Source organism: Acidovorax sp. ACV02 (genome assembly GCF_014851475.1).
Classification (GTDB): Bacteria; Pseudomonadota; Gammaproteobacteria; order Burkholderiales; family Burkholderiaceae_C; genus Acidovorax; species Acidovorax delafieldii.
This window is the reverse complement of record NZ_JACUZU010000001.1, coordinates 153,250-171,567: the sequence shown is the minus strand read 5'-3', so window position 1 is coordinate 171,567 and position 18,318 is coordinate 153,250. Positions and strand designations below refer to the sequence as shown.

Below are 18,318 nucleotides of genomic sequence, written 5' to 3'. Positions count from 1 at the left end.
CCCTTACACCCCGCTGTTATCGCGCATGCAATTAACCAGGGCCAGCAGTAGCAGAAAGGGCTGGAAACTGACTATTTGCGGATGGCACAGACGCTATATTCAACGCACTTCAATAATTTGGCCTGACGTTTTGGACAATGGTAGATGCTATATCAAAGCGTGCTTACTTTGATAAATATTAAAATCAGGATTCTTCTGAAGCTTGGTTTTTGCCGTTAACCAGAATATATAACTCACCGTCACGCGGCAATCATTCTTATAATTTCCCGCATTTCTACACTTTTCGGATTCAATTCATCTTGCAAGAAGTTTGGCAGTTTTTCAGAGCAAAAATTGATGACATCCCCCAAGTCCTTGCCGATATTCAGATAGGATTCGAGGTCACCATTCTTCAAAATGTAAGTTCTGTTCGAGTACTCAGCTTCAATTAGGGCATCGCAGTCTGGATGTACTACTTTAAACTGCGTCACCGCATCTTGCGTCTTCAAGCCTATCTTTAGATCGTCTCTGTAGAATAGATTGTAGGAATAGTCAAGGTCGGCGATTCGATAGACAATGAGTCCGAATTTTTCAAAGAGACCGGTCCATGGCGCAAGTTCAGATTTACCCCCAACATGCAGTATAGCTATTTCCTGATCTAGTTCTTGATGCAGCGACTGCAGCAGTGCTTTGAAAAAAAATCTGTCGGAATCACCCTCGACCAAAACAACCTTTTTCGCAAAAAATGCATAAGTCGATCTTGTATTGTCCAGAATACGAATTAAAAGTTTTTGCTGTGCAGTAAGACTAGGAAATCTAATCTCGGTGCAGCCGTCATTATTCAAAGAAAATCGGCGGACGCTGCTGATGGTTGTTGAGTTTATGAGCGCCTCAGAATGCGTCACCAAAATGTACTGACAATTCTGATGCGCATTTAACTCTCGTATTACCTGAAGATATTCATGTTGAAATTGATAGTGCAAATGAATCTCAGGCTCATCGATTATCACAACTCCGCCCTTTAAGTCACCTCTTCCATATGCCTCAAAGACCAGATGCGTAATAGCCTTCTGACCGGCGCTTAGGCTATTAATATCCGAGATAGCCTTATCTCTCCTTAAGTCCAGAAACTCGAATCTGTATTGCCAAGTTCGAAGGTCTAGAAGTTTTATCTTGCACTCCAGGCCGACAATCTTGAGACGTTTATTTATATCTTTTATAAACTGCAAATCATTGGCCATGGCCTCACACTCGGACTCATCGTACTTTTGAGACACAAGACCAAAGTGCACCTCCGCCACTCGGAGACGTACCAACCCAAAGATGGCTGGCTCGGAGCTGTCATTAGCATTCAAACTTCTGTTGTAATCAGCACTTCGAATCTGCCTGATCTGCACTGCGGGATGATTATCTCGAAGACTAACCGAAACATTGAACGAGTGGTAATTTCTGTAGCTACTGATCAACGTAAATGATTCATAGAGTCCATCAATGGGTTCAGCGTTATTTTCCAAGTTGTAAATAGATATGAGCTCCTTAAAAAAATGATAGTCAGTCAAATATTCATATCCAAAGTCCCGATCACAATTTTTAGGCTCAACAACGAAATTCTGATCATTTCTATTTAACACAATGTCCAAGCAATACACATCGCCAAAATCTAGCCTTGCAGCATCAGCCCGGGTACTGTAGCGCCCGACCAAAGGACCAAGCGCTGGTTTTTTATCTTGCAGATATCTAATGTTTGTTTTATCAATTTCATCAAGACGGATCACAATTCGGATTGTTTGAGGCAACCCCTCGGTGTTCCAATTCGGATCCAGCCTAAAACCTCTGAATGACTGGTCGTTTGTCGGCTGTAAAATCTGCCGCCGCTGATCAACATTGATACTGTTTCGTTGAGCGTAGAAATCGTAGTTAAAGTTGTACTGTTTATAAAGAACTCTACGAAACAAAAAATTAACTACTTCAAGCGCCGTCGATTTCCCCGAACCATTCTCACCAATGATGATATTTAGGCCTTCATCAAAAATTATTTGATCGGCAGTACTAATGTCTTCAACATATCTGAAGCTCAAAACATTGGATAGTTGCAAAGAGACAATTTTCATGAATTTTCAGGATGAAATTATTATGCAGGCCCATATGATGCACTTGCCGGGTGTAATGATCAAGGCAAAAGGTTCATAGCCATCGCACCACAGTCTTTGAAAACTTTTCTCATTTCGGATGGGCTAGGGACTGCACTGGGCTCGGAGGATCCCCAAGCGTGAGCCCGATTCCTTCCTGCTGACAAGCTGTAGTTTGTCCTGTGGGCGCTTGTCGCGGTGAGCTAACTTTTTATACATCGATCTGTGAACAGCGCTAACTCAAAAAACCTCGGCTACAAGCTACTTCCAAGAGCAATTAGGGTCCAGAATAGCCCGCAGGTTCTTTGAGACACGCCACGTCAGGTATCACTGCCAATATGCCCGTCTACTTCGTCCGAGAAGGCTGCGAGGGTCCGATCAAGATCGGGCGCGCAGCAGAACTCAAACGCCGGGTTGGGCAACTCCAAACCGGCAATCCAATTACGCTACAGCTACTTGGTTGGTTGGTCGCCGCAAGTGACAACACCCTTGAGCGCGATCTTCATGATAGATACGCTAGGCACCGACTTCGTGGCGAGTGGTTCAGAATCTCTCAGGATGAAGTCCTTCGTGAACTTCAGAGAAGCAATGGCTTCGTACCGAGGCGAGGTGACGCTTTTGAGATCATCGGCCACGATAAGGACGGAATTCCTGAATACGCTGGCGTCTGTTCCTGGGCGGACTTTGAGTTCTATGAGTGTTGCCCATTTTGCGGTTGCTTCTGCGGTATGCAGCAGATCTCCGAATACCCTCTTCATAGCTGCATGAACTGCGGGGAGGTCCTGGAGTTCAGCGGCCCGGGCGCCAGTGATGTCTAACCCCCTAACCAACCCGCAGACCATTCCTTACCTCGAATGTTGGTCATTGGCTGCCCTTTGAGCGTATGTCTGGCGTCACCACTCAAGTGAAACGGTGACCGACACCTTCCTGCATCCCACTTGCTGTTTTAGGCCAAATTTAGCCGGACGATTCGGGCGCTAAATAGCGAACGGCAGCTCACATGCATGCATGTTCGACTTTGGTTCGAAAACCACAGTCTCCGCCAGTTCTCGGCCCGGCGCAGCTACAACAGCGAAATGTGCGCAAAGGCCAGTGCAGCAACATGTCTGTGGCTGACCACCCCTCACCCAACCCGATTCACAAGAACGCATCTGCCCCCTAGACTGCGTTTTTACTGAACCTTGCCGCGTCCATGGGCAGGATGGAGAAATTGGGTGCGGGCCTGCGGCCTGAAGTGACTAGCCATGTCGAGGAGAGAAAGATGTTGTCGTCGGCCCTCTACGCATCGTTCTTTTTCACGGTGGCCCTGCTGGTCACCACCGCCTACTTCTTGATGGGCGGTCTGCCGCTTCTTACGCTGAAACATGACACCCCACTGGACGCGCGGTTCGTTCGGGGGTTCTTCAACGTGTACTACCGTGCTGCGTTCTGGGCGTCACTGGGGGCGTTTGTCAGTTATGCGCTTTGGGGCAGGTACCCCTTTGCCATCGGCGTTGCGGTCAATGCCTGCATCGTCTCGCTGCTGCGCAAGCACTTGTTGCAAGCCATGCAGCAGCTCGGTGCACAGATCGAGGCGAGTAGCGACGGAGCGATTCACCACTTTCGCCGCGTGCATTCGGCGGCGCTCTCCGTCAACCTGGTTCAGCTGGTGGCGATCGTTTGGGGGCTGTTGTGGTTGTCACAGCAGCTCAAGTAGACCTCTCGGTGGGGTGCCACGCCGGGCCTGTGCCCTGCGTGTGGCCTTTCTTTCACCTCGCCAGTCCCGCTCCCTGCGGCGCGATGGGGGTCAAATCTTCAGGGCGGCATACCTCTTCGCTGTGCGCCAAACGAATCCACAGACCGGTGCGTTTGATGATGACGTAGTCCACGCTCACCGTTCTGCCTTTGTAGAGAAATTGCGTGCCGGGTTTGTACAGAATCATTCTTGTGATGTAGCGCGCTGGGATGGCCGGATGATGACGACATCACCCATTCCGCAATGGTGCCAACAGATGGGCGCCGGGGCTTTGCCGCCCGATAAAAGACCTACGACGCAGTCGCTTTTTCACCCCCGTGTTGATGCCGAAGGGCGGACAAAAAAAAGCCCGCAGGTTGCGGGCTTAACACTTGCACGATGCAAGCGGGAGGGATGTCGAGGGGTATCGACGTGGCAATGTTAGGACGGTGACCCGTGAGGGCATGTAGGACAGAGCCGATTCCTCCAGAGGCGCGCGCAAGGGCTGAAATGTGTGTCCCCGGGTCCCGGACCGCTTGGCAGCCTGCTGCCGCCATAGGGTCAATGCACCGCTCACCCAGCGCTCAAGTGCCATAGATCCGTGCGCAGCCCCGTCCAGTGGCTTTGGCAAGGTACATCGCGGAATCGGCCTTGCGCAGGAGTTCTTCGGCCTCGGTTCCGTCGCCGGGCGACAGGACGATACCGACGGACGCGCCGATTTGCAGGGCGTGTGCCTCGATCTCGGTGGGCTGCCCCAGCGCCTGCACCAGGCGATCGGCCAAGCGGTAGGCGCTTTCGCGGTCGGACACCCCACGTTGCAACAACGCAAACTCATCACCGCCCAGCCTCGCCACCACGTCGTCCTCGCGCGCAGCCTGCGTCAGTTGCCGGGCCACCCATACCAGCAACTGGTCGCCCACCGCGTGGCCGTAGCGGTCGTTGATGGGTTTGAAACCGTCCAGGTCCACATACAACACGGCAAAGCCACGGCCCAGGCGGTGCACATCGGTGGCGGCGGACTGTAACGCTTGCAAAAAGGCCGTGCGGTTCACCAAGCCCGTCAGGCCGTCGTGCTCTGCGACGTGGCGGATCTGCTGCTCGGCCTGCTTGCGCTGGGTGACGTCGGTAAAGGTGCGCAGCGCTCCCCCGCCTTTGATGGGTACGGTCTGGACCTCCAGGATGCGTCCGTCGGGCCGGGGGCGGTCGTACACCTGCAGCTGATCGACTCCACCGTTGCTGTGCAGCAGCATGTCCTGAATGTCTTGGGAGGCACCCTTGAACTCACCGCGAGCGCGCAGGTAGGCCAGCACATTCATCAGCGTGGGTTTGGACGCCATCAACTCGGCGGGCAGCTCCAGCAGCTCCAGTGCACGGCGGTTGCACAGTTCGACGACACCGGCGGCACTGATCTTGGCCACGCCCTGGTCCATGTTTTCCAGCGTGGCTTCGAGCAAGATGGATTTCTCGCGCAATTGCGCCTCGCTGTCGCGGGCGCTGCGTTCCGCCTGGGCCAGCAGGCGCTGCTGGCGATTGAGTTCGGTGATGTCCACATGGGCATAGAACACCGTGCCGTCGCTGCCCTGTTTGGCGATGACGCGGCTCCAGCGGCTGCGGGGCAAGGGCACCTCAAACGGCGCCCCCGCAAAACGCATGTGCTCCTGCAAGATCGACAGGCCGTCGTAAAAAGGCGCCATATCTCCCTGGCCTTCGACGGACCAGGCGTGGCGGTACACCTCGTCGAACGCTTTACCCGCGGCAGCCGTACGGTCCGACAGGCTATACATCTGCATAAAGGGCTGGTTGACCCATTGGATGCGCTGATCTTCGGCGCAGATCATCAGCCCATCGGGAATGCGGTCAAACAGTTCGGAGCTTTCAAACAGCGGACTGCGCAGGTAGCCGGGCTCATGGATGTCGGCCTCGGCCGGCGTAGCGAGCGTGGCTTGCGCGCTCTGCAGCGGCAGCGCCTCGGCACGCCACACGCGCACCCGCCCCACGCCTTCAATGGGCAACGACGACACATGCACGCGCAGCCCCCGGTGATCGAAGCTGTAGGGGCGGGTCTGCGCCCGGTGGCGCTCGACTCCGGCGGTGATGTAGCGCTCGATGTTGGGCAGCTCCTGGGCATCGAGCCGCTGGTTATAGAAGCGGCGCAGGTTGGCTTCGTAGGGCTCGCCCTCGTACACATGCCCCTCGTGCTCTGGGAAGAACTTGAAGAAGGTCCTGTTCCAGGCCACCGTGCGGTCGCTGTCGTCAAACGCGCACAGCGCCACGTCCAAACCATCCAGGGTGTCACCCAGGGCACGGATGAGGCGGAGGCGAGAAGCGTCAGGCATGGTCAGGAGGTTGGATACGGCACTGTCAGCACAAGCCCGTGCAACACACTGGCCCAGGTGGCAAGGGGTCTGCCAACGCCGACGCACAGCGCCGGTCGCTTCATTGTGCGGAACCGTACTTACAGCAAACCGTCTGAGGGCCACGGACAAGTTGAAGGCAGCGGTTTATGTTGTGCTAGCACCACAAAATCTTGATACAAGTCAAGAACCAGCCGAGACCAGCGCGGATGCCAGGCCCCGTCGTCGTTACGGCTGGAAACTGATCCATAGCGTGACCGGAACCCTGTCGCGCCTGCGTTCCGCTATGGTGGGTGTTTTGTACCCCGGAGCTAGCCGCATGATGAAAAAAACCACCCCTTTTGCCGTCGCCTGTTGCCTGGCCCTGGGAGCAGCTGTGACTGGATGTGCGGGTTACGGACAAACACCCGCACCACCCGCCAGCACGGCACCGACAGGCACGGCGCCCGGAGGCATGTGCAATGCCCAGCCCGCGCAGTTTGCAGTGGGACAAAACAGCACAGCATCGATCGTGGAGTCTGCACGGCAGCGCTCGGGCGCGCAGACGGCGCGCATCCTGCGCCCAGGGCAAATCATCACCAAGGAATACGACACCCAGCGGCTGAACCTGGAGGTAGACGGCAATGGCCGCATCCTTGCGGCAAAGTGTGGCTGAGCTTGCCCCCGGCTGTTGAATGGCCTGAGGGCCTGCCAACAATCTCCCGGGAGATCACAAACCGGCTTTGACGTAGCCTCCGTCAGTCCGCCAGGAACAGCTCCTGCAGATCGCTCAGAAAGTCAAAGCCCCGCTCGGTAGGCCGTACACGCGCCATGTCGCGCTCGATCAGGCCCTTGCGCTCGGCGGTCTCCAGGCCCTTGGCGATGGCGGTCAACGGCAGGCCTGTGCGGGCCATGAAGTCCTGCAGCGCAAAGCCTTCGCGCAGGCGCAGGGCGTTGAGCATGTACTCAAACGGCAGATCGGCGCGGCGCACCTCGTCGTCCTGCGCCACGGCATGGCCTGCCAGGGCGTTGTCCATGTAGCGCGCGGGGTCCCGAAAGCGCACCTGCCGCACCACGCGGTGCGCAAAGCTCAGCTTGCTGTGCGCGCCCGCGCCGATGCCCAGGTAGTCGCCAAACTGCCAGTAGTTGGTGTTGTGAAAACACTGGTGGCCCGGCTGCGCATACGCAGAAATCTCGTACCGCGCCATGCCCGCCTGCCCCGTCATCTCGGTGATGCGGTCAAGCATCGCGTAAGCCTGGTCGTCCTCGGGGATGGCCGGGGGGAACTTGGCGAAGTAGGTATTGGGCTCAATGGTGAGGTGGTAGATGGAGATGTGCGGCGGCTTGAAGGCCAGCGCCGTTCGCAGGTCCTGCTCCAGCTCTGGCAGCGTCTGGCCCGGCAAGGCGTACATGATGTCGAGGTTGAAGGTGTCGAAGGACGCAGCAGCCTCCTCCACCGCCGCCATCGCCTGGGAACGGTCGTGCACGCGGCCCAGGGCCTTCAGGTGCTGGTCGTTAAAGCTCTGCACCCCCACCGACAGGCGCGTGACGCCCGCCGCGCGGAAGGCGCGAAAACGGTCTTTCTCGAACGTACCGGGGTTGGCCTCCATCGTGATCTCGCAATCTGGCTCCAGCCGCAGGCGGGCGCGGATGTCGCCGATCAGCCGGTCGATGGCTGCCGGCGAAAACAGGCTGGGCGTGCCGCCGCCGATGAAGATGCTGTGCACGGACCGCCCCCAGACCAGGGGCAGCGCGGCCTCCAGGTCGGCCATCAGGGCATCGATGTAGCGCTGCTCGGGCACCTCGCCACCAGTGGCATCCGCGCGAAATTCGTGCGAGTTGAAGTCGCAGTACGGACATTTCTTGAGGCACCAGGGCAGGTGTACGTACAGCGACAGGGGCGGCAGGCTGGGCAGCTGCAACAGGCCCGGACGCATGTAGTGCTGGATGTCGCGCACCACGGCAGGTTCGGCCTCGGCCTGTGGCGTGATCGGAATATGAACCACGGTCAGCGCCCTTCTACAACCAGCGTTCGCGCATCAGCGCCAGCATCTGTGCGGCCGATCGGCCCCGGTGGCTGTGGGCGTTTTTCACCTCCACAGGCAGCTCGGCAAAGGTCTTGCCGAACTCAGGGATGAACATCACGGGGTCGAAGCCAAAGCCGTTGCTGCCCCGGGGTTCGGTGGTGATCTCGCCCACCACGCGGCCTACGGCGATCAGCGGCTCCGGGTCTTGCGGGCTGCGCACGGCGACCAGGGTGCTGACCATGGCGGCGCGGCGATTGGTCACGCCTTGCAGTTGCTCCAGCAGGGCGCGCACGTTGTTGTCGTCGCTTTTCTCGTAGCCGAACTGGGTGCAGTAATACGCGGTGTCCACGCCCGGCAGGCCGCCAAAAGCGTCCACACACATGCCGGCATCGTCGGCCAGCGCAGGCAAGCCCGTGTGTTCGGATGCAAACCGTGCCTTGGCCAGGGCGTTTTCGACAAAGGTGCGGAAGGGCTCCTCGGCCTCACCCACACCCAGGTCGGCTTGGCGCACCAGTTCCACGCCCAGGGGCGCAAACATGGCCTGCAACTCGGCCAGTTTGCCGCGGTTGTTGGATGCCAGAACAATTTTCATGGTCAAAATGGCCGCAAGCGCCAGTGAAATATGCGCAAGCAGCTATCAATTAAGGAGTATTTTGCAGGGCTTGCTGCTGCAGCTGCACCAGCTGGGCGATGCCCTGTTCGGCCAGCCCCAGCAGTTGGTCCATCTCGGCGCGGGTAAAGGCCACGCCTTCGGCTGTGCCCTGCACCTCCACATAGTGGCCTGCGCCCGTCATTACGACGTTCATGTCGGTGTCGCAATCCACGTCCTCCACATATTCCAGGTCCAGCAGCGGCGTGCCCTGCACGATGCCCACCGAAATGGCTGCTACGGGCTGCAGCAGCGGCGACTGGGCGATCTTGCCGCTGGCCAGCAGCTGGTTGACCGCATCCTGGGCCGCGACCCAGGCGCCCGTGATAGCGGCGGTGCGTGTGCCACCATCGGCCTGGATCACGTCGCAGTCGATCTGTATGGTGCGCTCACCCAATAGCTTGAGGTCAAACACGGCGCGCAAGCTGCGGCCGATGAGGCGCTGGATCTCCTGCGTGCGGCCGGTCTGCTTGCCCCGTGCAGCCTCGCGATCGCTGCGGGTGTGGGTGGCGCGCGGCAGCATGCCGTACTCCGCCGTGACCCAGCCCTCGCCGCTACCGCGCTTGTGCGGGGGCACACGCTCTTCCACCGAGGCGGTGCAGAGCACCTTGGTGTTGCCAAACTCAATCAGCACCGAGCCCTCGGCATGCATGGTGTAGTGGCGCGTGATGCGCACAGGGCGCAGTTGGTTGGCGGCGCGGTTGCCGGTGCGGATGAAGGTGGTCATGTGATTCTCTGTATGGAGCGGGTCGCCCACCTGCTTCACGAGGTGGGCGATGAAAGGCGAAAAAACCTGGTTCCATGCATTCGCATGGAGGGAGCCTGGATGCAACCCACAGCGCCGATGGCAGTTCAGGCCTTGCGGGCAGCAGAGCGACGGATGGCTTCGTTGATTTCGGCGATCGACCGCTCGATGGCCGCATCGTCCAGGTCATCCACCAGCCCATCGAGCGGGCCCGCCTGGATGGTGGACGCAAACACGTCGTCGCTGATGCTGTCCGTGGACACCCCCTGGGTGGACTCGAACGCATCTGGCGTCTCCCACTCCAGAGCCACCACGGTCACGTTGTCACTGCTGTCCCCGGCTTTGCGAAGGGCATCTTCCACCAGCTCGGGCACAGCATGCGACACGGTGTTGCGGCCCAGTTGCTTGGCGATGTCTTCGTCGCTGAGCGTGCCCCACAGGCCGTCTGAGCACAACAGAATGCGGTCGCCCTGCTCCAGGTACACAGGGCCGGTGATGTCGTAAATGGGCTTGGTGGGCGACCCCAGGCAGGTGAACAGCACGTTGCGGTTGATCTTGTCCAGACCAGGGGGCGGCGTGTTGCGCAACTCCATGTACGAGTGGTCCCGCGTACGGGTCAGCAGATCGCCATCGCGCACCATGTACAGGCGCGAGTCTCCGCAATGGATCCAGGTGGCGGTACCGGCCTGCAACACCGCCGCGACCAAGGTGGTGCGCGGTGTGTCGAGCATGCCTTTCTCTGTGGCGTAGCGCAGAATCTGGTGGTGTGCCGCGAGCAACGCGCCGGACAGGAACTCCTGCACATCCTTGAGCTGGGGTTTGGCCTGGCGCTGGAACAGCGCCGAGATGGTCTGCAGCGCGATCTGTGCGGCCACTTCACCTTCAGGGTGGCCACCCATGCCGTCGGCCAATACAAACAGGCCCGATTCGCGCGTGTAGCAGTAGCCCATGCGGTCTTCGTTCTTCTCGCGGCCGCCACGGCGGCTGATCTGGAATACCGAGAACTTCATAAGGACTCACGCAAACAAGGATGCACCCGGGCGCCATCCGTGGACATGTACCTCACCCGAACCCGCATTGCGTGCGTCTGGTTCATTTGGGCTTGGCTCCGATACCGGTGGCTTCACCCACCTTCTGCACATTTTTCTTGGTGTCAGACACCAGAGTGTCCAATTGCAGCCGCATCTTCTCGGCCACCGTTAGCTTGGTGTAGCGGCGCTCACCCTCGCGGCTGAGCTCTTTTTGCAAGGCAAACACCGACTGGGGGCGGGACAGCGGGTCAAGCGCCATGCACCACTCCACCACCTCGATCAGGTTGTCGGAATACACGCCACGCAACTTGGTCAGGGCGAGCGACAGGCGGTCCTTGTCCACGCGCTGCGGCGCCTCGTTGGGCGGAAAGCCCTGCATGCAGGCGTAAATGCAGGCGCCGATGGCGTAGATGTCGGTCCACGGCCCCATCTGCGAATCGCGCCGGTACATCTCGGGCGCAGCAAAGCCGGGGGTGTACATGGGGCGGATGAAATTGCCTTCCTTGCTCAGCACCTCGCGCGCCGCGCCGAAGTCGATCATCACGGCCTTGTTGTCGTCGGTGATGAAGATGTTGGCGGGCTTGATGTCCAGGTGCAGCATCTTGTGCTGGTGCACGATGCGCAGGCCGCGCAGCACTTCGTCGAACAACGAGCGGATGGTGGACTCGCGGAACACCTTCTGTGTCTTGAGGTCGCGGGCGGTGATGATGAAGTCCTGCAGGGTCGCGCCCTCCAGGTAGTTCATCACCATGTAAACGGTTTCGTTCTCGCGGAAGAAATTGAGCACGCTCACCACGGAGGCGTGCGAGATCTGGGCCAGCGAGCGGCCCTCTTCAAAAAAGCTCTTGAGCCCCAGGCGGTACAGCGAGAGCTTTTCGGGCGGCACCTTCGGAAGCAACTCACCAGGAGCGCGGGTCGCCAGGGACGAAGGAAGGTACTCCTTGATGGCCACCTGCTGGCCTTCGGCGTCGAGGGCCAGATAGACCACACCAAAACCACCGGAGGACAACCGGCGCACCACACGGTAACCGCCAATTGCGGTATCGGGCGGCAAGGGGGCCGGTTTGATTTTTGACATATTTTGCGAAGATGATTCGGGGGTAAGGCGGAACCCGGATAATCGCCGGATCGCAAGCAACCATCAAAAAGTCCAATGCCAGTTTACAGCATGACCGGATACGCCAGCGCACAGCATGGCGCATCTGCCACTGGCGCTGAAACCGACGCCCGCGCCCCCCAGACGCGCCGGCTGGGACTGGAAATCCGATCCGTCAACAGCCGCTTTCTGGACCTGTCGTTTCGCCTGCCTGACGAGCTGCGCGCCATGGAGCCCACGCTGCGCAGCCTGCTCACAGCGCGCCTGAAACGCGGCAAGGTCGAAGTGCGAGCCGCCCTCGACACCGACGACAGCAACAGCCTGCAAGACCCGCCGGCACGACTGCTGCAGCGGCTCAACTCTTTGCAGGACTCCGTCAGGGCCTGGCTGCCCAGCGCAGCCCCCCTCACCGTGGCCGACGCCCTGCGCCTGTGTGCCAATGCACATTCTGGCACCGAGGACTGGAGCGAAGCCGTTCCGGCCCTCGCCGAAGAAGCCCTGACCGCCTTGCTGGCCGCCCGCGAACGTGAGGGCAAGCGCCTCGCAACCATGCTGCTGGATCGCGTCAAGCAGCTGCGGGCCTTGGCCGAACAGGCCGTCCCCATGGTTCCGCTGCTGGTGGAGCAGCAACGCCTGCGCTTCATGGAGCGCTGGAAAGAGGCGATGGCCCTCACCGACGGCTCTACCCTCCCCGAGGCTGCCCGTGACCGCGCATTGACCGAGGCCACGGCGTTTGCCATCCGCATCGACGTGGCAGAAGAGATCACGCGGCTGGATTCGCACCTGGATGAAATCGAGCGCCTGCTGAAAAAAGGCGGCGAAGTGGGCAAACGCCTGGACTTCCTGATCCAGGAACTCCACCGCGAAGCCAACACGCTGGGCTCCAAATCTGCCGCGCTCGACCTCACCCGCATCAGCGTGGACATGAAGGTGCTGATCGAGCAGATGCGCGAGCAAGTGCAAAATATCGAATAACACTCATTTTTTGATAGCGCCTGGCGCACATCAACCATGGACTATCCAGGAAATCTCATCGTCGTGGCAGCACCCAGTGGTGCCGGCAAGTCCAGCTTGGTCAAGGCCTTGCTGGAGCTGGACTCGCATGTCCACCCCTCCATCTCGCACACCACCCGTGCGCCCCGCGGCCAGGAAAAGCATGGCCGCGAATACTTCTTCGCGTCGGAGTCCGAGTTCGATGCCATGGTGCAAGGCAACGCGTTTGTCGAATGGGCCCATGTGCACGGCAATCGCTATGGCACCTCCAAGAAAGCCATCGAAGAGCGCATTGCCCAGGGCTCAGATGTGATTCTGGAAATCGATTTCCAGGGCGCACTGCAGATCAAGCAGGCATTTGCCAATGCGGTGCTGGTTTTCATCCTCCCGCCCAGCTGGGAAGAACTGCGATCGCGGCTGGAGCGGCGGGGCGAAGACTCTGCGGATGTCATCGAGGTACGCCTCAAAAATGCCGCCATCGAGATGGCCCAGGTCAGCAAATTCGACTTCGTTATAATCAATGAGTTGTTTGAGCGCGCGCTTTTCGACCTGAAAGCCGTAGTTCACGCCCAGCGACTCAAGTACGCCGCTCAGCGCCGCGCCCGTGCTGACACCTTCCAGTCGCTCAATATCACCTGAATCCCCGGAGTAAACGATGGCACGCATCACCGTAGAAGACTGTCTGGAAAAGATCCCCAACCGCTTCCAGCTCGTACTGGCCGCCACGTACCGCGCCCGCATGCTCAGCCAAGGCCACGCTCCACGCATCGAAAGCCGCAATAAGCCCGCCGTGACTGCCCTGCGTGAAATCGCCGAAGGCAAAGTGGGTCTGGAGATGCTCAAGAAGGTTCCCGGTTGAACGTTCTGCTGGGCAATGCCCACCCAAAAGCACCGCGCCAGCGGTGCTTTTTTTTGCCCGAAAGCCCTCTGGCGCAGTCCCGCGCTACATTTAAGGCATGAACGCGGTGCTCAATTCACCTTCTGCAACGCAGCCCCGCCCGGGTGACCCATCTCCGGCAGGCAATCTATCGGCAGCCGCTGCGGCCGCCAATGCGGCTGCGGCCAGCTTCGCAGCACTGACCGATAGCCTAGACTACCTGGACGCCGTCAGCATCGAGCAGGTGCGCCAGGCGTACCGTTTTGCCGACGAAGCCCACCTGGGGCAGCTGCGCAACAGCGGTGAGCCCTATATCACCCATCCTATTGCAGTGGCTGCGCAGTGCGCGGCTTGGAAGCTCGATGCCCAGGCGCTGATGGCCGCGCTGCTGCACGACGCCATGGAAGACTGCGGCGTGACCAAGGCCGACCTGATCGACCGGTTTGGCGCCCCGGTGGCCGAACTGGTGGATGGCCTTACCAAACTGGACAAACTGCAGTTCAACACTCGCGAAGAAAATCAGGCCGAGTCGTTTCGCAAAATGCTGCTGGCCATGGCGCGTGATGTGCGCGTCATCCTCATCAAGCTGGCCGACCGTACGCACAACATGCGCACGCTGTCGGACATGCCGCGCAGCAAATGGGGTCGCATCTCGTCCGAGACGCTGGAAATTTACGCCCCCATTGCCCACCGCCTGGGCCTGAATCAGACCTATCGTGAACTGCAGGACCTGGCCTTCCGACACCTGCACCCCTGGCGCTATGCGACCTTGGCCAAGGCCGTCAACAAATCCCGCAACCGCCGGCGCGATCTGGTTCAGAAAGTGCAGGCCGAAGTGGATGCTGCCTTTTCCAAGATCGGCATGAAGGTGCGCCTGGCTGGTCGCGAGAAAACGCTCTATGCCATCTATCAAAAGATGGACCTCAAGCACCTGAGCTTTGCCCAGGTGACGGACATCTACGGCTTTCGAGTCATCGTGCCGACTGTGACCGATTGCTACACCGCCTTGGGTATACTGCACCAGATGTACAAGCCGGTACCTGGCAAGTTCAAGGACCATATTGCTATTGCCAAGCTCAACGGCTATCAGTCTCTGCACACCACCCTGGTAGGACCCTCGGGCGTGAACATCGAGTTCCAGATGCGCACCGATGAGATGCACGTGATTGCCGAAGCCGGCGTGGCAGCACACTGGCTGTACAAGGCTCAGGACGGGGAAGGCACGGCAGCCGAGCGCCTTGGAACCAAGTGGCTGCAGTCCTTGCTGGACATACAGAACGAAACGCGGGATGCGGCGGAGTTCTGGGATCACGTTAAGGTGGACTTGTTTCCCGATGCGGTCTACGTCTTCACACCCAAAAGCCAGATCATGGCGTTGCCGCGCGGCGCCACGGTGGTGGACTTTGCCTATGCCATTCACAGCAATGTGGGTGACCGGACGACCGCCGCCAAGATCAATAACGAGCAGGTTCCGCTGCGCACCGAACTCAAGAACGGGGATGTGGTGGAGATCATCACCGACCCCGTTTCCACACCCAACCCAGCGTGGCTTGGTTTTGTGCGCACGGGTCGAGCACGGTCCAAAATTCGCCATTACCTCAAAACCTTGGCCCAAACCGAGTCCGAAGGGCTGGGTGAAAAACTGCTGACCCAAGCCATCCGAGCGGAAGGCCTCGAACAACTGCCCCCCGTCAGCGCTGAGACCCAACCGCTGTGGGACAAGCTGCTGCGCTTCACCGGCAATCGCACGCGCAGCGAGCTGATGACCGATCTGGGCCTGGGCAAACGCATTGCCAGCATCGTCGCCAAACGATTGATGGTGCTGATGTCGGAGCATGGCCACCGTCCGGATGCTCTGCTTATGACTCGTGAGCGCTACACATCTCACGAAACCCTGTCGCAAGGGGCCGTCACGCTGGATGGCAGCGAGAATGCCTCTGTGCAATATGCCACCTGCTGCCGTCCCGTGCCGGGCGACAGCATCGTCGGTTATCTGGGCCGCGGTGAGGGACTGGTCGTGCACAACGCACATTGCAGTGTCGCCAAACGGCTGCAGCATAAAGACAGCGAACGCTTCATTGCCGTGGACTGGTCGGACGAGCCCACCCGCATGTTCGAAACGGGCGTGGTCGTTACCGTGAACAACGGCAAGGGGGTACTGGCACGCGTGGCAGCGGAGCTTGCCAATTCAGAGGCCGACATCACCCACGTGGACATGGACGATGAGGCGGCCTTGGACACCACGGATCTGCGATTCATCGTGGCGGTTCGCGATCAGGCCCATCTCGAGCTGGCACTGCGCAACCTGCGCCGCACACAGGCTGTGCTGCGTGCAGCAAGGATCACTCCACAACCCTGAAACCTCGGCAAAGTACCAAGCCCTGAGGTCGATACAACAGACGCGCAGGTTGGCGTCTGTTTGTGAACGGGTTACGTAGCGGCACTACGAGGCGGGTACTGCACCTCCACCACCTCCAAATGGCGCACTCCGCCCGGCGTGGGTAACTGCACCTCGTCCCCAACGCGCGCCTTCAGCAGCGCCCGGGCCACAGGTGAAATCCAGCTGACCTGACCCATACGGCTGTCAGCCTCGTCGATGCCCATGATGGTGATCGTGCGCTCACCATCCCCGTCGTCAGAGTAGGTGACGGTAGCCCCAAAGAAGACCTGCTCACTGCCTGCATGCAAACTGGGATCCACCACTTCGGCAATCTCCAGCCGCTTGGTCAAAAAACGGATGCGCCGATCAATTTCGCGCAGGCGCTTCTTGCCGTAAAGGTAGTCGCCGTTTTCAGACCGGTCTCCGTTGCTGGCAGCCCAGTGCACCACATCCACGATCTTGGGCCGCTCGTTGTCGATGAGATCCAACAGCTCCGCCCTTAGACGCGCATACCCAGACGGAGTGATGTAATTTTTGCCGCCCGGTGGCAAAGGAGGTAGTGCCAATCCTTCGTCATCGTCAGCACTGTCGGTTTCCTTGGTAAAAGCCTTGCTCATTGCCAGAACTCTCCAATCAGCGCAAAGCGCCTGGACAAATGAAAAAGCCTGCAATCTCACGATTGCAGGCTTTAAACATTGGTGCGGCTGGCAGGAATCGAACCCACGACCCCTTGGTTCGTAGTTTCCAAGCCGCCTGCAAGTCGTTGATTTTACACAGTTGAAAGCCGTCCGTTCCGACTCAATTCGTACTGTCATGTACAGCCCTGACCAACAGAATCCCCCAAATTTCCCCGACCGAAGCCTCATCAAAGAACTGGGGTTGCAGAGGTGACGGTATGCTCGCTATCACCTGCCAAAGGCGGCATACGGCCAGAAGCAGTCGGTGGCGGCTAGCGAAAGCGGACGCTCAACGTCGAAATTCAGTCGACGCCGAAGGCGGTCGGCTGCAACGAACAGTTAGGCATGCACCATGTTCTACCGACGTATTGACGCGGAGTTTTCGCGCAATCGATATTCGACTGTGATCGCATCGAGTTCACGTAGAAACGCTTGGCCTACGTCATCATTGTGGTTCATCAGCACAAACTCTCTTATCGGGGGATAGCCCGCGATCTTCGCCTTTTCCGCGCGAGCCCCATATTGGTACAGCACGCCGAGTAGCTGCTTGCGCTTGAGTTCGATGTTTTCATAGTCCCGTCGGGTAGCTAGGCGGTACAGCGCGCTCCCATTGGGGTTTGCTCCTCTGCGAAGCAGCGCTTCCACAATAGCCAGTTTTGTCGACGAAGAATCCATGGCAACGGATAGCGGCGTGACGTACGAGTCGCGACCGTCACCATTTATCTTGTCGCCCGCTTTGAGAAGCAGAGCGACGGCTTCATCAGCATCGTCAGGTTTACCGTCATAGAAGATCAACTCCTCCAACGGTGAAAATTGCTCACTTTGCGAAGTGCGGTGGCGTGAAATCTTGGCCCCATGCTTCAGGAGGAGTTTCAGGACTTCGTTTCCCTGTCCGGGGTGCCGCGCAGCGGCAGCTAGCGGCGTGAACCGGCCCAAAGCGAAATTTGCGCTAGCGCCGTGATCCAGCAACATTCGCACGAGCGTTGTATTGTGGGCTCGGATAGCGAGTATGAGCGGCGTTCGTTCGTCAAACTCCACATTGACCCGAGCGCCCGCCTGAAGCGCCAATTTGATGCCCGCCATCTGTCCGGCATCGATAGCATGCATCAGACTCGTTTCCCAGCCACGCTCGCCTTTGGAAGGCCTATTTACATCCGCGCCCAGTTTCACAAGCAACTCGAACATGGCTTGATTGGTATGCTGCTCTTGGCAGCGGCTTGAAATTGGCTTGATCGAGACCGCTAGAGCTTCCGCCCCCAAGCTAGGAGGGAGAGTGCCCAATTGCCTGACTTGCTCCTCTACCAGTGAAACGTCTCCCTCCGCCACAGTGTCCAGAAAAGCTGATCCGTAAGTGAACCTGCATGGCGGTGACGAGGCGTGCAGCTTCAGGGTCATCAGAAGCGCAGCAAGAAAAATAGTTAGGCGAGAGAAAGTCATGCCAATCGAAGGGAATGAATTGCGTGGCAAGAGAGGGGATGCTCACGGCTAATGTGGCGTGGACGGCAATCTATCCGCGGCTGTCTAACGTGATGTATCCTGCAAAACCTGCGGGATATTCTGGACACTGATTCCTCCTGAAAATAGCTTGCAGATTGGGCTTGCGGTCAGTGCGCTGTTCAAAAGCACAGGTATGAAATTTCCGACGAACCCGGCAGGCATCAACTTAGCAAACTATAGCTTGCCAGTAG

General features: G+C 58.7%; 17 protein-coding genes. 7 read left to right on the top strand and 10 right to left on the bottom strand.

Annotated features, from left to right (window positions below; all coding sequences use genetic code 11):
• Window positions 1–239: 239 nt before the first annotated feature.
• Window positions 240–2,090, bottom strand: coding sequence for an AAA family ATPase (locus IB236_RS00860; protein ID WP_192418286.1), 1,851 nt, complete (start codon window positions 2,088–2,090; stop codon window positions 240–242).
• A gap of 356 nt (window positions 2,091–2,446) precedes the next feature.
• On the opposite strand from IB236_RS00860, the gene IB236_RS24570 reads away from it, so the two are divergent.
• Both IB236_RS24570 and IB236_RS00850 read left to right on the top strand, forming a co-directional pair.
• Window positions 2,447–2,926 carry a GIY-YIG nuclease family protein gene (locus tag IB236_RS24570; RefSeq protein ID WP_192418284.1) on the top strand — a complete coding sequence of 160 codons (480 nt, stop codon included), beginning with the start codon at window positions 2,447–2,449 and terminating at the stop codon, window positions 2,924–2,926.
• A gap of 374 nt (window positions 2,927–3,300) precedes the next feature.
• A complete protein-coding gene (locus tag IB236_RS00850; RefSeq protein WP_225580892.1) occupies window positions 3,301–3,804 on the top strand; it encodes a hypothetical protein in 504 nt (167 codons plus the stop codon).
• 52 nt (window positions 3,805–3,856) lie between these two features.
• On the opposite strand, the gene IB236_RS00845 is transcribed toward IB236_RS00850, so the two are convergent.
• Window positions 3,857–4,030, bottom strand: coding sequence for a hypothetical protein (locus tag IB236_RS00845; RefSeq protein WP_165836546.1), 174 nt, complete (start codon window positions 4,028–4,030; stop codon window positions 3,857–3,859).
• Window positions 4,031–4,406: 376 nt separating this feature from the next.
• Window positions 4,407–6,158, bottom strand: coding sequence for a diguanylate cyclase domain-containing protein (locus IB236_RS00840; protein ID WP_192418282.1), 1,752 nt, complete (start codon window positions 6,156–6,158; stop codon window positions 4,407–4,409).
• Window positions 6,159–6,498: 340 nt separating this feature from the next.
• On the opposite strand from IB236_RS00840, the gene IB236_RS00835 reads away from it, so the two are divergent.
• Complete coding sequence (locus IB236_RS00835; RefSeq protein WP_370539866.1) at window positions 6,499–6,831, top strand: I78 family peptidase inhibitor; 333 nt, start codon at window positions 6,499–6,501, stop codon at window positions 6,829–6,831.
• A gap of 82 nt (window positions 6,832–6,913) precedes the next feature.
• On the opposite strand, the gene hemW is transcribed toward IB236_RS00835, so the two are convergent.
• The 5 genes from hemW to IB236_RS00810 form a co-directional block, all read right to left on the bottom strand.
• Window positions 6,914–8,161 (bottom strand): radical SAM family heme chaperone HemW, encoded by a 1,248-nt coding sequence (hemW, locus tag IB236_RS00830; RefSeq protein WP_192418273.1) that lies wholly within the window; start codon window positions 8,159–8,161, stop codon window positions 6,914–6,916.
• A 13-nt stretch (window positions 8,162–8,174) separates the two neighbouring features.
• Window positions 8,175–8,774 carry an RdgB/HAM1 family non-canonical purine NTP pyrophosphatase gene (gene rdgB, locus IB236_RS00825; RefSeq protein WP_056641312.1) on the bottom strand — a complete coding sequence of 200 codons (600 nt, stop codon included), beginning with the start codon at window positions 8,772–8,774 and terminating at the stop codon, window positions 8,175–8,177.
• Between the two features lie 49 nt (window positions 8,775–8,823).
• Window positions 8,824–9,558 (bottom strand): ribonuclease PH, encoded by a 735-nt coding sequence (gene rph, locus IB236_RS00820; RefSeq protein WP_192418271.1) that lies wholly within the window; start codon window positions 9,556–9,558, stop codon window positions 8,824–8,826.
• Window positions 9,559–9,683: 125 nt separating this feature from the next.
• Window positions 9,684–10,586, bottom strand: a complete 903-nt coding sequence (locus tag IB236_RS00815; RefSeq protein ID WP_056747320.1) for a PP2C family serine/threonine-protein phosphatase — start codon at window positions 10,584–10,586, stop codon at window positions 9,684–9,686.
• Window positions 10,587–10,668: 82 nt separating this feature from the next.
• On the bottom strand, window positions 10,669–11,685 hold the full coding sequence (locus tag IB236_RS00810; protein ID WP_015012787.1) for a serine/threonine-protein kinase: 1,017 nt from the start codon (window positions 11,683–11,685) through the stop codon (window positions 10,669–10,671).
• A gap of 90 nt (window positions 11,686–11,775) precedes the next feature.
• Here IB236_RS00810 and IB236_RS00805 point away from each other — a divergent pair, with 90 nt between their 5' ends.
• The 4 genes from IB236_RS00805 to IB236_RS00790 all read left to right on the top strand — a co-directional run bounded on the left by IB236_RS00805 (window position 11,776) and on the right by IB236_RS00790 (window position 15,932).
• Entirely contained in the window at window positions 11,776–12,678 is a 903-nt protein-coding gene (locus IB236_RS00805) for a YicC/YloC family endoribonuclease (RefSeq protein WP_056060548.1), read from the top strand.
• Between the two features lie 36 nt (window positions 12,679–12,714).
• A complete protein-coding gene (gene gmk / locus IB236_RS00800) occupies window positions 12,715–13,335 on the top strand; it encodes a guanylate kinase (protein WP_056060545.1) in 621 nt (206 codons plus the stop codon).
• 16 nt (window positions 13,336–13,351) lie between these two features.
• Complete coding sequence (gene rpoZ, locus IB236_RS00795; protein WP_005794722.1) at window positions 13,352–13,555, top strand: DNA-directed RNA polymerase subunit omega; 204 nt, start codon at window positions 13,352–13,354, stop codon at window positions 13,553–13,555.
• A gap of 97 nt (window positions 13,556–13,652) precedes the next feature.
• The gene (locus tag IB236_RS00790) at window positions 13,653–15,932 is read left to right on the top strand and encodes a bifunctional (p)ppGpp synthetase/guanosine-3',5'-bis(diphosphate) 3'-pyrophosphohydrolase (RefSeq protein WP_192418260.1); all 2,280 of its coding nucleotides are present in this window, start codon (window positions 13,653–13,655) and stop codon (window positions 15,930–15,932) included.
• Between the two features lie 71 nt (window positions 15,933–16,003).
• Here the strand turns inward: IB236_RS00790 and greB are convergent, their stop codons facing one another.
• Window positions 16,004–16,570: a transcription elongation factor GreB gene (gene greB / locus IB236_RS00785; RefSeq protein ID WP_192418259.1), complete on the bottom strand. Its 567-nt coding sequence runs from the start codon at window positions 16,568–16,570 to the stop codon at window positions 16,004–16,006.
• 417 nt (window positions 16,571–16,987) lie between these two features.
• Window positions 16,988–18,067, bottom strand: coding sequence for an ankyrin repeat domain-containing protein (locus tag IB236_RS00780; protein WP_192418258.1), 1,080 nt, complete (start codon window positions 18,065–18,067; stop codon window positions 16,988–16,990).
• Window positions 18,068–18,318: the final 251 nt, after the last annotated feature.

Coding starts and splice junctions, on each gene's coding strand:
- IB236_RS00860 (WP_192418286.1), bottom strand. CDS start 2,090: ATGAAAATTGTCTCTTTGCAACTATCCAATGTTTTGAGCTTCAGATAT.
- IB236_RS24570 (WP_192418284.1), top strand. CDS start 2,447: ATGCCCGTCTACTTCGTCCGAGAAGGCTGCGAGGGTCCGATCAAGATC.
- IB236_RS00850 (WP_225580892.1), top strand. CDS start 3,301: ATGGGCAGGATGGAGAAATTGGGTGCGGGCCTGCGGCCTGAAGTGACT.
- IB236_RS00845 (WP_165836546.1), bottom strand. CDS start 4,030: ATGATTCTGTACAAACCCGGCACGCAATTTCTCTACAAAGGCAGAACG.
- IB236_RS00840 (WP_192418282.1), bottom strand. CDS start 6,158: ATGCCTGACGCTTCTCGCCTCCGCCTCATCCGTGCCCTGGGTGACACC.
- IB236_RS00835 (WP_370539866.1), top strand. CDS start 6,499: ATGAAAAAAACCACCCCTTTTGCCGTCGCCTGTTGCCTGGCCCTGGGA.
- rdgB (WP_056641312.1), bottom strand. CDS start 8,774: ATGAAAATTGTTCTGGCATCCAACAACCGCGGCAAACTGGCCGAGTTG.
- rph (WP_192418271.1), bottom strand. CDS start 9,558: ATGACCACCTTCATCCGCACCGGCAACCGCGCCGCCAACCAACTGCGC.
- IB236_RS00815 (WP_056747320.1), bottom strand. CDS start 10,586: ATGAAGTTCTCGGTATTCCAGATCAGCCGCCGTGGCGGCCGCGAGAAG.
- IB236_RS00810 (WP_015012787.1), bottom strand. CDS start 11,685: ATGTCAAAAATCAAACCGGCCCCCTTGCCGCCCGATACCGCAATTGGC.
- IB236_RS00805 (WP_056060548.1), top strand. CDS start 11,776: ATGACCGGATACGCCAGCGCACAGCATGGCGCATCTGCCACTGGCGCT.
- gmk (WP_056060545.1), top strand. CDS start 12,715: ATGGACTATCCAGGAAATCTCATCGTCGTGGCAGCACCCAGTGGTGCC.
- rpoZ (WP_005794722.1), top strand. CDS start 13,352: ATGGCACGCATCACCGTAGAAGACTGTCTGGAAAAGATCCCCAACCGC.
- IB236_RS00790 (WP_192418260.1), top strand. CDS start 13,653: ATGAACGCGGTGCTCAATTCACCTTCTGCAACGCAGCCCCGCCCGGGT.
- greB (WP_192418259.1), bottom strand. CDS start 16,570: ATGAGCAAGGCTTTTACCAAGGAAACCGACAGTGCTGACGATGACGAA.
- IB236_RS00780 (WP_192418258.1), bottom strand. CDS start 18,067: ATGACTTTCTCTCGCCTAACTATTTTTCTTGCTGCGCTTCTGATGACC.